At 68.0% G+C, this 14,227-nt stretch carries 13 protein-coding genes; 7 read left to right on the top strand and 6 right to left on the bottom strand.

From position 1 onward, the window contains the following. Positions 1–1,197, top strand: a complete 1,197-nt coding sequence (locus AC1PQG_RS03055) for a polysaccharide pyruvyl transferase family protein (protein ID WP_481121203.1) — start codon at positions 1–3, stop codon at positions 1,195–1,197. Between the two features lie 150 nt (positions 1,198–1,347). Here the strand turns inward: AC1PQG_RS03055 and AC1PQG_RS03050 are convergent, their stop codons facing one another. Next, the gene (locus AC1PQG_RS03050; protein WP_481121202.1) at positions 1,348–2,298 is read right to left on the bottom strand and encodes an MBL fold metallo-hydrolase; all 951 of its coding nucleotides are present in this window, start codon (positions 2,296–2,298) and stop codon (positions 1,348–1,350) included. Between the two features lie 138 nt (positions 2,299–2,436). On the opposite strand from AC1PQG_RS03050, the gene AC1PQG_RS03045 reads away from it, so the two are divergent. The 5 genes from AC1PQG_RS03045 (at position 2,437) to hepT (ending at position 6,435) form a co-directional block, all read left to right on the top strand. Beyond that, entirely contained in the window at positions 2,437–2,700 is a 264-nt protein-coding gene (locus tag AC1PQG_RS03045) for a hypothetical protein (protein ID WP_481121201.1), read from the top strand. 73 nt (positions 2,701–2,773) lie between these two features. Continuing rightward, positions 2,774–3,766: a hypothetical protein gene (locus AC1PQG_RS03040; protein ID WP_481121200.1), complete on the top strand. Its 993-nt coding sequence runs from the start codon at positions 2,774–2,776 to the stop codon at positions 3,764–3,766. Positions 3,767–3,800: 34 nt separating this feature from the next. Then, positions 3,801–5,624 (top strand): DNA helicase RecQ, encoded by a 1,824-nt coding sequence (gene recQ, locus AC1PQG_RS03035; protein WP_481121199.1) that lies wholly within the window; start codon positions 3,801–3,803, stop codon positions 5,622–5,624. Positions 5,625–5,639: 15 nt separating this feature from the next. Further along, entirely contained in the window at positions 5,640–6,035 is a 396-nt protein-coding gene (gene mntA / locus AC1PQG_RS03030) for a type VII toxin-antitoxin system MntA family adenylyltransferase antitoxin (protein ID WP_481121198.1), read from the top strand. After that, positions 6,025–6,435: a type VII toxin-antitoxin system HepT family RNase toxin gene (gene hepT / locus AC1PQG_RS03025; RefSeq protein WP_481121197.1), complete on the top strand. Its 411-nt coding sequence runs from the start codon at positions 6,025–6,027 to the stop codon at positions 6,433–6,435. Before mntA ends, hepT begins: the two co-directional genes overlap by 11 nt. Before the next feature lie 58 nt (positions 6,436–6,493). On the opposite strand, the gene AC1PQG_RS03020 is transcribed toward hepT, so the two are convergent. Then, positions 6,494–6,838 (bottom strand): FKBP-type peptidyl-prolyl cis-trans isomerase, encoded by a 345-nt coding sequence (locus tag AC1PQG_RS03020; protein WP_481121196.1) that lies wholly within the window; start codon positions 6,836–6,838, stop codon positions 6,494–6,496. 36 nt (positions 6,839–6,874) lie between these two features. Then, positions 6,875–7,411, bottom strand: a complete 537-nt coding sequence (msrA, locus tag AC1PQG_RS03015; RefSeq protein WP_481121195.1) for a peptide-methionine (S)-S-oxide reductase MsrA — start codon at positions 7,409–7,411, stop codon at positions 6,875–6,877. 210 nt (positions 7,412–7,621) lie between these two features. Between msrA and AC1PQG_RS03010 the strand changes: the two genes are divergently transcribed. Next, positions 7,622–8,431, top strand: coding sequence for a hypothetical protein (locus tag AC1PQG_RS03010; protein ID WP_481121194.1), 810 nt, complete (start codon positions 7,622–7,624; stop codon positions 8,429–8,431). Positions 8,432–8,473: 42 nt separating this feature from the next. Here AC1PQG_RS03010 and AC1PQG_RS03005 read toward each other — a convergent pair whose 3' ends face one another. The 3 genes from AC1PQG_RS03005 to trpC all read right to left on the bottom strand — a co-directional run bounded on the left by AC1PQG_RS03005 (position 8,474) and on the right by trpC (position 14,169). Then, positions 8,474–9,196 (bottom strand): DUF2189 domain-containing protein, encoded by a 723-nt coding sequence (locus tag AC1PQG_RS03005; RefSeq protein ID WP_481121193.1) that lies wholly within the window; start codon positions 9,194–9,196, stop codon positions 8,474–8,476. 83 nt (positions 9,197–9,279) lie between these two features. Next, entirely contained in the window at positions 9,280–13,377 is a 4,098-nt protein-coding gene (locus AC1PQG_RS03000; protein WP_481121192.1) for a translocation/assembly module TamB domain-containing protein, read from the bottom strand. 3 nt (positions 13,378–13,380) lie between these two features. After that, positions 13,381–14,169: an indole-3-glycerol phosphate synthase TrpC gene (trpC, locus tag AC1PQG_RS02995; RefSeq protein WP_481121191.1), complete on the bottom strand. Its 789-nt coding sequence runs from the start codon at positions 14,167–14,169 to the stop codon at positions 13,381–13,383. Positions 14,170–14,227 lie beyond the last annotated feature (58 nt).

The following is a 14,227-nucleotide window of genomic DNA, read 5'->3' as shown; positions in this document are numbered from 1 at the left end:
ATGGAGAAGGCGCCGACGATCCTCTTCGGCGCGTTCGATCGCCACAACTTCGGCGACCTGCTGTTCCCGCACATCGCCGCGGCGCTGTTGCCCGGCGTCGAACCGGTCTTCGCCGGCCTCGCCGAACGGGATCTGCGCCCCTTCGGCGGGCACCGGGTACAGGCGCTGGCCGAACTCGCCGGCGAATACGGCACGCAAGCGCTGAACCTGATCCACGTCGGCGGCGAGGTGCTGAGCTGCGAAGCCTGGCAGGCGGCACTGATGCTGCAGACCACGGCCGACGCCGGCCCACTGATCGCCCGCTACGACCGGCATCCTGAAAATCGCTGCGCATGGGTTCGCCAGCAAACCGGACTGGCCGACCGGGCGCCCTACTGCACAGACCCGGGCCTGTTTCCCGCCGCGCGGGTGATCTACGCCGGCGTCGGTGGAGTGAGCCTGGACCAGGCCGAGCCGGCGTTACGGAGTGAAATCCTTGCCAAACTGGCCGCCGCCCACGCAGTCGGCGTACGCGACCGGGTCACCCTCGCCCATCTCCAGGCGGCGGGAATTTCAGCGGAGCTCATGCCCGACCCGGCGGTGCTGGTCGCCGAACTGTTCGGTGACAGGATCCGCCGCCACCAGCACGACGACGCAGTTGCCGACATCCTTCGCCATTTCCCGAACGGCTATCTGGCCGTGCAATTCAGCGCCGACTTCGGCGACGACACAACGCTGGCGGGCATCGCCAACCAGCTGGCCCTGCTCGCCGACGCCCGCGGCATCGGCATCGTGCTGTTTCGCGCCGGCGCCGCGCCGTGGCATGACGAGCTGGACGGCCTTGAACGGGTTGCACACAAACTCGGCCAGCGCGCGCAGGTTTTTCCGTCGCTCCATCTGTGGGACATCTGCGCGCTGATCGCCGCCAGTCGCGGCTTCTGCGGCAGCAGCCTGCACGGCCGCATCGTCGCCACCGCCAAGGCGCTGCCGCGGCTCAACTTCGCACAGCGCGGCGAGGGCGCCAAGCAGGCCGCCTGGGCCGCCAGCTGGGAAGCGCCGGACCTGCCCGGCGTCGTGGATATCGGTGCCATCGCCACCGGCATGGCGCGGGCGCTGGACGCCCCGGTCTCGACACGCGAACGCCTGGCGCGCGACCTGGCCACGCGCTACCGCGAAGGCTGGGCGACCCTACTAAAGCAGGCCTCCGTCCTTGTTTAGGGCCTGATTCACCGGCGGCGCTCAACCGCCTGTGCGGGCAAACACCATCACTCTGGGCTTGGACCCGCCGCGGAATGTGGATGAACTCCCGGCGGGCCCGCCGCCTACGGACAATCGTCCGCCACCGCCGGCATCTGGCACTTCAAGCGCTCACGCCTTGGCGCGCGCATCCAGCCACACGTCCAGCCCCTGGGCATTGAGCTCCACGTCCAGCGCCAGCAGGCGCCGCCAGTCGGCTTCCGGCACCGTCCAGCCCTGGCGCTGGGCCTCCTCGCCGACCAGCGTCCAGATGTCCGCCTCGATTGCCGACTTGCGGCCGGCGCCGGCCGCCGCATGGCGCTCGGCGATGGCCACGTGGGCGTCGATCAGGCGGTGCAGGTCGGCGGCCAGGCGCGGCACGTCCTGCACCTGAGCATAATGGGTCAGGTACATGGCGGTCGGCTGCTCCGCTTCCATGCGGGCGACGGAGGCGTGCATCGCGTCCGGCTCGAACTGCACCGGCGTGGTGGTCGGGAAGATGCTTGGACGGCCGTCCACATCGAGGGTCCGGTAGGACAGGCCGAAGGTATCGCCGGTGAAGAAGGCGCGGCTGCGGGTGTCGAAGTAGCACACGTGGTGGCGCGCATGGCCCGGCGTATCGAAGACACGGATCTTGCGTCCGGCCAGATCGATCTCCAGCCCCTCGGTAGCCTCGACGATGCGCTCCGCCGGCACCGGCACCAGCTCACCGTAAAGCTCCCTGGCGCGCTCCGGCCCGTACACCGCTGACACGCCGGCAAACAGCTTGGACGGCTCGATCATGTGCCGGGCGCCGCGGGGATGGACCACCAGCCTGGCATTGGGGAAGGCCTGCATGAAGGCCCCGGCGCCACCAGCGTGGTCGAGGTGGATGTGGGTCAGCAGCACGTAGTCGACGGCCTCCGGCGTCAGCCCGGTTTCGGCCAGCGCCGCCAGCACCTGATGCAGGGATTCGTTATTGCCGGTATCCACCAGCGCCGCCCGGCCGCCCTCCTCAATGAGGTGGATCGCCGCCACGTCCGGCCCGGTGTAGCCCGAATCCACCGCGTAGATGCCGCTGCCGAAACCAATCAAGCCGTGCATGAAAATTCCTTTAAATAAACCGTGAATTTATCCACGGAAAGAACTTAAATAAGAGTTGCCTTCCATCGAAGACCGTATCTGACGACGACCGTCCGGCCTCCCGCAACATCGGTGGAAAGCCAGCAGGAGAACGCCATCATGTTGACACTGCAAGACTGCATCGAGCTCTCTGACCTGAGCGAAGACGAAATCCTGGCCATTGCCGAACACGAACATGTCCCCGAGATGCTCGCCGTGGAGATGGGCTGCTATCTGTGCCACTCTCCGGAAGGCGACCGCCGCATCCGCCACATGATCGCCGACGACATCAAGCATTCCCGTGAAAAGGGCGACGAGGAACACGCAGCTGCGCTGCGCTCGGTGCTCAAGCACTACATCAGCGAGCATCACGGATCCACATAGGCCGCCATTCTGGGGTCGCCTCAGGTGGAACGGGTTGGCATAATCAGCCAACCCGTTTTCATTTTCAGCCCAAATGGCGATTCTCCGATGCAACAAGTGCGGCCATGTGGCCGAAGCCCCCACCGACCGGATCGGTGCGTCGATCGACTGCCCCGCCTGCGCAAATCCGGTCCAGGTTTACGACACCGTGCTCTTCGTACGGAAAGTGCTGCAGCAGTATTTCGCGCAGCAGGATGAAATCAAGCGCCTGCGCGCCAGCCAAGCACCAGCAGCGACGACCTCGTCCCAGGCTGTGGCCGCAGCCCCGCTCGCGACACTCGACATTCACAACACGGACCAGCTGGCCAGTGAAGAATGGCACCTGCAGATCGTGACCTGGTTTCAGCGTCGCCAGATTCAAGTCCGCCCCAGCCTTGAGGCGGTCAATACCACCGGTTTCTTCGACGAGATCGCGGTCGAGATCGGCGATAACTATGGTCTTCTCGGCGACGTGGTCGAGAAGATCCGCTGGGGCCAGCAGAAGGATGTTCCCCACTTCAGCCTCAAGCTCGGCGAACGCAGCCAGAAGGACGGACAAGCCATCAACGCCTTCTGCAAGCGCCTCTACGAACACACTTTTCTTGCCAAGTATTTCTATCAGAAACAGGACAAGATCGGCCGCGCAACCATCCAGTCGGTCCCGGCCATCCGCAGTTTCTTTGCAGGCGAATGGCTGGAATGGTATGCGCTGATGAAACTCCTCGCCTTCTTCCAGCAGACGGGGAGACCTTTCTCGTGCACCCGCAATCTGTCCGTCGTCTTTCCGAACGAAGATCTACATGAGCTCGACGTGTTCTTCCTGATCGATGGCAACACACCTATCTGCGTCGAATGCAAGACCGGCGAGTTCCGCCAGGATATCGACAAGTACCTCAAACTGCGGAAGCGCCTGGGCGTCGACCGCAGCCAGTTCATCCTGTGCTGCACCGGTCTCACCGACGAACAGGCCACCGGCCTGTCGGGCATGTACGAACTCACTTTCGTCAATCCCACAGGACTGTCCGCACATATCGCAAAGCTGTTCTGACCTGCACCGCCGGGCGGGGTAAAATCCCGCCCCTATGAGCCGCGCCCGCGAAACCCTCTTCCACGTCTTCGGTTACACCCACTTCCGCGGTCCGCAGGAAGCCATCGTCGAGCACGTGGCTGCCGGCGGCGATGCGCTGGTGCTGATGCCCACCGGCGGCGGCAAGTCCCTGTGCTACCAGATCCCGGCGCTGCTGCGGCCGGGCGTGACGATCGTCGTGTCGCCGCTGATCGCGCTGATGCAGGACCAGGTCAGTGCGCTGAAGGAAGTCGGCGCGGCGGCGGATTTCCTCAACTCCAGCCTGAGCTTCGAGCGGGCCATGGAGATCGAGCGGGCGATGCTGGCCGGCGCACTGGACATGCTCTACGTGGCGCCGGAACGCCTCGTCACGCCACGCTTCCTCGACCTGCTCGACCACCTGCACGAGTCCGGCCAGCTGGCCCTGTTCGCCATCGACGAGGCCCACTGCGTGTCCCAGTGGGGCCACGACTTCCGGCCCGAATACCTGCAGCTGTCGATCCTGCAGGAACGCTATCCGCAGGTGCCGCGCATCGCGCTGACCGCCACCGCCGATGCCCAGACCCGCCGCGAGATCGCCGAGCGCCTGCGCCTGACCGACGCCCGCGAGTTCGTGTCCAGCTTCGACCGGCCGAACATCCGCTACACCATCGTCCCCAAGGACAATCCCCGCGCCCAGCTGCTGGCCTTCCTGAAGGACGGCCACCTGGACGAAGCCGGCGTCGTCTATTGCAGTTCCCGCAAGAAGGTGGACGAAACCGCCGCCTGGCTGCAGGAGAAAGGCATCGCCGCCCTGCCCTACCACGCCGGCATGGGTGCCGACGAGCGGGCCCTCAACCAGGACCGCTTCCTGCGCGAGGACGGCATCGTGATGGTCGCCACCGTCGCCTTCGGCATGGGCATCGACAAGCCCGACGTGCGCTTCGTCGCCCACCTCGACCTGCCGCGCTCCATCGAGGGCTACTACCAGGAGACCGGCCGCGCCGGCCGCGACGGCCAGCCCGCCGAGGCGTGGATGGCCTACAGCGTGGCCGACCTGGTGCAGCAGCGCCGCTTCATCGACCAGAGCGAAGCCGGCGACGAAGTGAAACGCGTCGCCACCGCCAAGCTCGACGCACTGCTTGGCCTCTGCGAAACCACCGGCTGCCGCCGCCAGCGCCTGCTCGGCTACTTCGACGAAGCCGCCGAGCCCTGCGGCAACTGCGACACCTGCCTGAACCCGCCGCAGGTGCGCGACGCCACCGAATCGGCGCGCAAGGCGCTGTCCTGCGTGTTCCGCACCGGCAGCCGCTTCGGCGCGGCCCACGTCGTGGATGTCCTCATCGGCAAAGCCACCGACAACGTGAAGAAGTGGCAGCACGACCAGGTCAGCACCTTCGGCATCGGCACCGAGCTGGACGACAAGGGCTGGCGCACGTTGATCCGCCAGCTGGTGGCCCACGGCGCACTGGCGGTGGATCACGAACGCTACGGTGCGCTGATCCTCACCGAAGCCGCCCGCCCGCTGCTGCGCGGCGAAAGCAGCTTCACGCTGCGCATCGACACCGCCCCGGCCAAGAAGGGCCGCAAGGGTGACAGCACCCGCAAGCTGCGCGACTGGCCGGAAGCCACCGGCGCGGAAGCCGCGCTCCTCGAGCGCCTGCGCGCCTGGCGTGCCGCCACCGCCAAGGAACGCAACGTACCCGCCTACGTGATCTTCCATGACGCCACGCTGCGCGACATCGCCCGCCTGCGCCCGGACAGTATCGAAGGCCTGGCGACCATCTCCGGCGTCGGCGATCGCAAACTGGACGCCTACGGGGAGGACATCCTCGCGCTGCTTGCCAGCGAAGCGGGCTGATCCGACACTACGGGCATGAACGACAGCCCCCTGGTCTCCGCCCTGCAAACCGCCTTCCCCGACGCGCTCGGCATCTGGCTGTTCGGCAGCCGGGCCAGCGGCCAGGCGGGGCCGCACAGCGACCTGGACATGGCCATCCTGGTGCCCGGCTATGCCGACCCGCTCAAGCTATGGGACGTCGCCGGCCAGTTGGCCGACCTGGCGGGGTGCGACGTAGACTTGGTCGACCTGCGCGCGGCCTCCACTGTCATGCAATACCAGATCGTCACCACCGGACGCCGGCTGTGGGCCCGGGACGTGAACGCCGGGCTCTACGAGTGCTTCATCCTCAGCGAGAAGACCGACCTGAACGAACGCCGGGCCGCGCTGCTGAAGGACATCCAGGAAGAAGGACGGGTCCATGGCCGATGACGTGCTGATCAACAAGGCGGCCACCATCGAACGCTGCGTGGCCCGCGCCCGCGAGGAATACGCCAAGGACCCGGCCAGCTTCGCCACCGACTTCACGCGCCAGGACGCAGCCATCCTCAACATCCAGCGGGCCTGCGCAGCGGCGCTGGACATGGGCCAGCACCTCGTCCGGCGGGAGCGCCTCGGCGCACCGCAAAGCGCCCGCGACGTGTTTGCCCTGCTCAGCCAGAGCGGCTGGATCGACGCAGCCCTCGCCGACGCACTGAAGCGCATGGTCGGTTTCCGCAACATCGCGGTCCATGACGACAAGAGCCTCCAGCTGCCGATCACCGTAGCCATCATCGAGCAGCACCTGGACGAGTTCCTGCAATTCACCGAACGCCTGCTCAAACGCGGCTGAATACAAACACAACGGGCGCCCAGCGGCGCCCGTTGTGCATTCGGCAAAGCCGCGCGGATCACTTCAGCGCCAGCAGCTCCACCTCGAACACCAGCGTGGCGTTCGGCGGGATCACGCCGCCGGCGCCGCGGGCACCGTAGCCCAGGTTCGGCGGAATGGTCAGCTTGCGCTTGCCGCCGACCTTCATGCCCTGCACGCCTTCATCCCAGCCGGCGATCACGTGGCGGGCGCCGAGGGGGAAGACGAAGGGGTCGTTGCGGTCCTTGCTGGAGTCGAACTTCGTGCCGTCGGTGAGCCAGCCGGTGTAATGCACCTGCACGTGCTGGCCGGCGGTGGCTTCGGCACCGGTGCCGACTTCCAGATCTTCGATGACGAGGCCGCTCGCCGTGGTGACTTGGGTCATGGAACACTCCTTGTAATAGACCGGCGGGATTCTATTTCAACTGGCCTTCACCCGCTTGGCGAACTTGCTGCGGAACTTGGCCACCTTGGGGGCCACCACGTACTGGCAATAGGGCTGGAAGGGATTCCGCGCGAAGTAATCGTCATGGTAGGCCTCCGCCGGCCAGAAAGTCGGCGCCGCCAGCACTTCGGTGACGATGGGATCGCGGAACACGCTCTCACGGGTCAGCTCGGCGATCTTGGCGTGGGCGATCGCATCCTGTTCGGCGCTGGTGGTGAAGATCGCCGAGCGGTACTGGGTGCCCACGTCGTTGCCCTGGCGATTGAGGCTCGTCGGATCGTGGATCGCGAAGAACACGTCGAGCAGGTCGGCGAAGCCGATCCGCGCCGGGTCGAACTCGACGCGGACGACCTCCGCGTGGCCAGTATCACCGTCGCAGACCTGGTGGTAAGTGGGCGAATCGACATGCCCGCCGATGTAACCCGACTTCACCGACAGCACGCCTTCGGCGTCCACGAACACCGCTTCGAGGCACCAGAAGCAGCCTCCCGCAAGATAAGCAAGTTCAGTCACTTTTCACTCCTCATTCCTCTTGATTCCTGATCGGGCGAGACACCGCCCCCGGGCCCGATTGGGACAGGCAGGAAGCCGGTGCGTTCTCCGCGCCGTACGGCCGGCCACCGTCACAGAACTGGCGCCCCGCGACCATCTCGAATTCTTCATTTGCATACACCCAGCGCGTGGCTATGTTGAAGCATCCGCGCCCCTGCAAGGAGGATCATCATGCGCATCTACCTGCCCCATGACGTGTGGCAGCCTGGCGAATTCGCAGCGTTCCTCGCCATCGGCGACTCGTGGTTCTGGTATCCCAAGAACAACGTTCTACAGGCCCTGATCGAAAACCCGCAACTGAAACCGGATTACGCCAACATCCAGATGCTCGGTTACAACGGGGCCAAGCTGGAGGAATTCGTCTTTGGAAAATACGCCGACGATCTCGCCCACGAACTGCAGCCCCGCAATCGCCATTACTACTCGGCAATTCTGATCAGCGGCGCCGGCAACGATGCCGTCGACTACCGGCTCGGCCTGTTCAAGAACTGCTCGGGCGCCAACAGCAGCGACCAGTGCATCAACAACGAAGCCATGGCGGCGCTGCTCGGCAAGCTGGCTACAGCCCTGGGCGCGCTCATCGACCAGGTGCGCCGCGCCTATGCCGCGGACGGCAGCCAGCCGCCCATTTTCCTGCACAGCTACGACTACCCCATCCCGGACGGACGCGGTTTCAACCTCGCCGCGCTCAAGATCACCGGCCCCTGGCTCGCCTCCGCGATGGACGACTGCTTCGTTCCCCCCGACCCGGAGTTGCGCAAGGATATCTGCCGCCACCTGATCGACAGCCTGCACGACGAATTCGCGCAGATCGCAGCCTCCGCCGACGGCATTTATCTGATCGACTCCCGCGGCTGCCTCCATTCTCCCGACTACCGGGACGACTGGGACAATGAACTGCATCCGAGCCCCCGCGGCTTTCGACGCATCATCGCCGAACGCTGGATACCCGTACTGAAGGATAGAGGGTTTGCAGGCTGACGGAGTGACGGGCTGCGGTGAAGCGAAGAGCGCCGCCGCAGCTCAATCCGGCGGAAAGATTTCCAGATAAAGCAGATCGCTGGCAAAGGCGAGGCACGGCAGGGACAGCAGCAGCAGCGGTGGACACAGCGCGGTAGCGATCAGCGCGCCGGCGAGGGTCAGGGCCCACACCAGCAGCGCCGCAAAATTGCCGAACACCGCGCGCACGCTGGCGCTCACCGCGGGCACCAGCGTCGCGCGGCGGTCGAACAGCAGCGGGATCGAGAAGGCCGACACGCAGAACACGATGAAGGCCAGCACCGCCCCCATCAGACTGGTGAAGGCGTGGAAGCGCAGCACCTGGGCCGGTGTCGGAACATCGCCGCCGATCATGAAGCTGTACACCGTCGCTGCGTCGGTCAGCCAGATCATCAGCAGCAGCGTGCACACCGCAGCCATCACCCACAGGCCACGCGGCGCCTGGCGGAAGCCGGCCAGCGCGTCGGCCAGCACGGCGCGACGACCCGCCCCGTACGCCCGCCGCAGCCCGAAGAAGCCGGCCAGCACGGCCGGGCCAACGAGCAGGAAGCCGCCGGCGAAGGGCAGCATCATCGACGTCAGGCCGAAGCGCCACAGCAGTCCGTGGATCAGCAGCCCCAGCGCGGCGAACACCCCGGCCAGCGCGACGGCCGGCTGCAGGCAATGGCGCAGGCAGCGCCAGCCTTCCCCGATGGCGGCAAACACGACGGCAGTGGAAATCCGGCGAGGATCGAGATTGGCGGACACGGCACGACTCCAATAAACAAGGCCCACATCTCGCCGCAGCCGCCGACCACCGTCCATGACCGGGATCAAGCCCGCCCGCGGCCTCAGCGGAAAGACACGGAAAACTGCATGTCCACCGCGTTCTCGCTGCCCGCCCGGCCGATCACCGAGATGCCGCGGGTCAGCTGGTAGGTGAGCTTGACGATGCTGGTGGTGCCGGCGATGCCCTGCTCGAAGGACAGAAGAGCCCGCGTGGACAGTCGCTTGCCGATGGAGATCACTTGGCCGGGCACAGTCGTCCCCGCCGCCTGGGCCGCCGCACTGGACGTGGTGCCGGTGACGCTGCCGGTGGCCACACTGCTGGTCTGCACACGGCTGCGCGGGTCGTTGCTGGCGCCGAAGGAGAACTCGTCGAAACCCAGGTTGCGCGCCAGCGTGGCCGGCAGGCCGCCGCCAGTGCCGCCGAGCAGGGCCTGGGCGGCCGGCAGCAGCAGTGCCATTTCGCCGCCGGAGCCTTGGTCGGGCGGGCGTCCAAGGACGATCCAGCCGAGTTTTTCCGGGTCGGGCACGTTCGGCTCGGAGACCAGCCGCACCACCGGCCGACGGGCCGTGCCGCCGATGCCGACGCCGGCCTCCACGCTCAGGCCCTTGCGCAGCGCCACCACGTTGAGGCTGGGGTTGGCGATCGGCCCGGCGAAGGTGACGATGCCGCGCTCGATGGACAGCTTCTGCCCGTAGCCCTCGAAGACGCCGCCCTGGGTAGTGATTACGCCGCTGGCGTGGAGGGGCTTGCCCTCACCGGCCTGCAGGCGCAACTCGCCGGCCAGTTGGGTATCAACGCCGAGGGCCTTCACGTACAAGGCGTTGCCGAGATTGACGACCAGGTCGCTGCCCATGTGGAAGGGGCTGGCCGCCTTGCCGTTGTGCTGCGGGTCAATGATCTCCACGTCGTCGCCGAGGCTGGGCGCCGGCGTGCGCGACAGCTCGATGAAGCCCGCATCGGCAACCAGGCGGCCCTTGAGGGTGGCGTAGTTCCAGCCGGTCAGCACCTCGCCTTCGCCGCTCAGCACCAGCCACTGGTCCACCCGCTGCAGCAGCGGCAGGCGTTCGGCGCGGTAGCTGAAGTGGCCTTCGCCTGTGGCCAGCTGCACCTCGCCGCGTGCATTCAGCGTTCCCGGCTCGCGGGTCAGGCGGCTCACGTTGATGCGGCTGTCCCGCGGCCTGACGCGGTTCGGCGACACGAAGCTGAAGTCCTCCAGGCGCAGGCGATCCTTGTCGAAATCCGCCGCCAGCGTGCCGCCGGACAGGTGCAACCCCTGGTCCGCCATCACGAAGCCGAGCCGCTCGCCGCGGATACGCCCGGAGGTTTCCGGCCGCGCCGGCGTACCCGCCAGCGCGAACTCACCCTTCAGGCTGCCCTCGGTCTTCAGGTTCTGGTCGGCCAGCGGGCCGGCCCAGGCGATGTTCGGGATGTCGATCTTGGCGGAGCCGAGCAGCGGCGCGTCCGGCACCAGGCGCAGCTCGCCGGACGGCGTGCGCTCGGCCAGCGCGGTACCGGCTCCGGCGGCGCTGCCGAGCTGGCTGCCGTGGGCACTGAAGCCGAAGGCGAGGCGGTTGGCGGCGGCCGACACGGACAGCTGCAGCTCGTCCAGCCCGAGGCGGACCGGCGAATCCCCCTGCAGCACCAGGTCGCCCTTCTCCCGGTAAAAGCGCAGCAGGCCGTTGACCTGCTCACCGATGTCCACGTCCCACTGGCCACCGATCTGCAGGGAATCACCGGTGGATTTGACCGCCCGCGTCGCCGGATCGAGCATGAAGCCAACCTGCACGCCGCTGACGCTGCCACGGGCGATCAGGCGGCGGGCCTGCCAGCGGGTCTCGTCGAGGCGGATGCGCCCGCCGGCCCCGCCGCGCAGCTCCGCCGGGCCCAGCCGGATCAGATCGGACGACAGCGTGAGCGGCGCCGCCGCCTGCAGGTTGAGCGGATAGTCGCCGCGCGCCACCAGGCTTTCCAGCCGCCCTTCCCAGCGCGGCCCGTCGGACAGGGCGCCGGCCAGGGCCAGGCTGACCGCATTGCCCTTCGGCCCGCTGGCATCCACGCGCAGCCGGTTGGCGGCGCGGGTCCCTTCGAAGCTGAGACTGCCGCGGCTGACCAGCATCTCGGTCGCCGTCGCGCCCTGCAGCCCGGCCAGCCCGACGGCAACCGAGATGGCCCCGTCGCGCCCTTCGGCCAGCCGGCCGTGGCCGTCCAGCCGCTCGACACGCATGCCGGCAAACACCAACTTCTCGCCCACCAGTTCGAACTCGCCGGCCGGCTGGGCGGGCGTGCCGCGCAGCACGCCGTCCGCCTTCAGGCGCCCGGCTACACCATGACCGAGGATGCCCAGCACCGGCGCATCCACGTGCAGCGCCAGCGCGTCGCCGGGCCGGCCGTAGCGCCCCTGGGCCGACAGTCGGTTGCCGGCCAGATCCAAGTTCACATCCGCGTTGGCAATGCGTTGGCCATCCACGACCAGCTCACCCTTGCCGACCAGCGGCTTGCTCTCTAGGCGGCTCGGCAGCAGCTCGAAACCGAGCCGCCCGGCAAGTGTCGGCAGACGGCGGCCGCTGGCGTCGAAGCGGGCGTTCAGATCGGCAGCCGGCGCGCGGGTCATGAAGACATGGGGATCGAAGTGGCTCACGCGGCCGCGCAGCTCGAAGCGGCCGCCCCCGTCGAGGGCCAGCTTGCCGGACGCGTCCAGCCGGGCCTGGCGCGCGGTAGCGACGAGCTCCTCGACGCTCAGCGCCCCCGCCGCATGGCGGGCCTTGAGACGCAGCGCCAGCTGCGGGTCGCGCAGCTCGGCGCTGAAGTTCTGCCCGGCGGCCTCCGCCTCGGCACGGATATGGCCGTCGATGCGGGTCGCCACGGCGCGCCGGTCGAGGCGGCGGGCATCGACGCCGCTCACCTGCAGGTCGGCGTCCAGGTGGCCGAAGCCCGTCTCGCCCTTGCCCTGCTCCTGGGCCTTCTCCTTTTCTTTCCCGGGGGCACGCCAAGCCAGGCGACCGCCGATGCGGCCCTGGCCGGGCAGCAGCAGCGCCAGCTCGGACGCCGCCAGCTCACCCCCGGCCCAGCGCAGCCGCGCGCTCAGGGACTCCAGCGGCAGCTTGCCCTGGTCGTAAGAGCCCGGCTGGTGATTACGCACCGTCAGCGGCCCGCTGACCACCCAGTCCTCCACGGCGACCGTTCGCCCGTCGGCCGGCTTGGCCGCGCTCGGTTCGAGATCGGCCTCCAGGTCGAGCTGGGCCGTCGGCGCGGCGGCGTGGAAATGGCCGGGATCCACGCCATGCACGCTGATCCTGGCCGAACGCAGCGGCAGCGCGGCGAAGGGCGTGGCCTGCACGCGGGCTTCGCCCTCCATGCCGGCTCCGCTGGCCTTGGTCAGAATGGACAGTTCCTTCTCCAGCGTGCCGTCCGCCTCGGCATCCACCGTGTAGGCGTCGCCGCCCTGGCGGGTGGTCAACCGGGCCGTGGCCTTCAAAGCGAAGGGACGCCGGCCGTCGAGACGGCCGCTGGCGGCCAGCTGGCCGAAGGGCGCGGCCGCCTTGAGGTTTGAGAAGTCGTGGTGGCGCCCGTCCGACTCGAGGCTGCCGTCGAGCCCCGTGAGTTCCAGGTCCGGCGGCGCGGCCTTACCGTCCACCAGCTTGCCGCTCTGCAGGCGATCGATGCGAACAGTGCCGAGGCGGACCGCGACAGGGAGTTCCAGGCTGGCCGGCAGGCTCAGCGGCGTATCGTCGGGCGCACTCGCCACGCGCACTTCGGACGCGCTCAGGGACGCCACATCAACGCGGCCGTTGGTCAGCTCGCCGGGCCGCCAGTCCACCGCCAGGTTGCGGATTTCCAGCTGCAGCGTCGGCGTGCGCAGTTGCAGGCTGGCGAGCTTGAATTGGCCTAGCAGATAGCCCTGCGGCTTGTCGAGGGTCAGCAGGCCACCGCCGAAGCTGTCGGCCAGCCCGGCCAGCGTCCGCAGGCCCGACTCGCTGGCGCCGAGCCAGCCGAGCAGCAGCACGGCGGCGATGAGCAGGCCGAGCACGGCCACCAAGGCCCCGCGCAGCAGGCGGGCGGAGATGGCTTCCCGGCGCGGGGACAAAGACGGAGCGGTGGACGGCGGCGGAGCACCGTCCGGCGCCGGATCGGCAGCGGGCTGCTCCGGCGCGTCACTCATGGATCAGCCGAACAGGCTGGCCAGGCCGGCGCCCGGATCGTCGACGCGCATGAAGGCTTCGCCGACCAGGAAGGCATTGACCTTGTTGGCCCGCATCAGCGCCACGTCGGCCGGCTGCAGGATGCCCGACTCGGTGACGACGATGCGCTCTGCCGGGATGCGCGGCAGCAGGTCGAGGGTGGTCTGCAGGCTGACCTCGAAGGTGCGCAGATTGCGGTTGTTGACGCCCATCAGCGGCGTGCGCAGCTGCAGCGCCAGGTCCAGCTCGGCGCCGTTGTGCACCTCGACCAGCACGCCGAGGCCGAGGCTTTCGGCGATGGCTTCCATCTCCTGCATCTCGGCCAGGCTGAGGGCGGCGGCGATCAGCAGGATCGCGTCGGCGCCCATCGCGCGGGCTTCATACACCTGATAGGGATCGACCAGGAAGTCCTTGCGCAGCGCCGGCAGGCTGCAGGCGGCGCGGGCGGCCTGCAGGTATTCGGGGGCGCCCTGGAAGAACTGGCGGTCGGTCAGCACCGACAGGCAGGCCGCACCGGCCTTCTCGTAGCTGGCAGCGATCTCGGCCGGGCGGAAGTCGGCGCGGATCACGCCCTTCGACGGGCTGGCCTTCTTGATCTCGGAAATCACCGCGGCCCGGCCGGCGGCGATCTTGGCGCGGATCGCGCCGACGAAGTCGCGGGCGGCGGGCTGGGCGGCGGCCTGCTCACGCACCGCGGCGTCGGAGACGGCGGCGCGGGCGGCGGCCACTTCCTCGCGCTTGACGGCGAGGATCTTGTTGAGGATGTCGGACATTCTGGCTTCCTGTAAGGGCGACTTCATTCGCCCTCGATACGTTGATCTACCTCCGCGG

The organism is Zoogloea sp. GDB6 (genome assembly GCF_056724105.1).
Note: the sequence above shows the minus strand (reverse complement) of the source record. Positions and strands in the feature narration are given on the sequence as shown.

Coding starts and splice junctions, on each gene's coding strand:
- AC1PQG_RS03055 (WP_481121203.1), top strand. CDS start 1: ATGGAGAAGGCGCCGACGATCCTCTTCGGCGCGTTCGATCGCCACAAC.
- AC1PQG_RS03050 (WP_481121202.1), bottom strand. CDS start 2,298: ATGCACGGCTTGATTGGTTTCGGCAGCGGCATCTACGCGGTGGATTCG.
- AC1PQG_RS03045 (WP_481121201.1), top strand. CDS start 2,437: ATGTTGACACTGCAAGACTGCATCGAGCTCTCTGACCTGAGCGAAGAC.
- AC1PQG_RS03040 (WP_481121200.1), top strand. CDS start 2,774: ATGGCGATTCTCCGATGCAACAAGTGCGGCCATGTGGCCGAAGCCCCC.
- recQ (WP_481121199.1), top strand. CDS start 3,801: ATGAGCCGCGCCCGCGAAACCCTCTTCCACGTCTTCGGTTACACCCAC.
- mntA (WP_481121198.1), top strand. CDS start 5,640: ATGAACGACAGCCCCCTGGTCTCCGCCCTGCAAACCGCCTTCCCCGAC.
- hepT (WP_481121197.1), top strand. CDS start 6,025: ATGGCCGATGACGTGCTGATCAACAAGGCGGCCACCATCGAACGCTGC.
- AC1PQG_RS03020 (WP_481121196.1), bottom strand. CDS start 6,838: ATGACCCAAGTCACCACGGCGAGCGGCCTCGTCATCGAAGATCTGGAA.
- AC1PQG_RS03010 (WP_481121194.1), top strand. CDS start 7,622: ATGCGCATCTACCTGCCCCATGACGTGTGGCAGCCTGGCGAATTCGCA.
- AC1PQG_RS03000 (WP_481121192.1), bottom strand. CDS start 13,377: ATGAGTGACGCGCCGGAGCAGCCCGCTGCCGATCCGGCGCCGGACGGT.
- trpC (WP_481121191.1), bottom strand. CDS start 14,169: ATGTCCGACATCCTCAACAAGATCCTCGCCGTCAAGCGCGAGGAAGTG.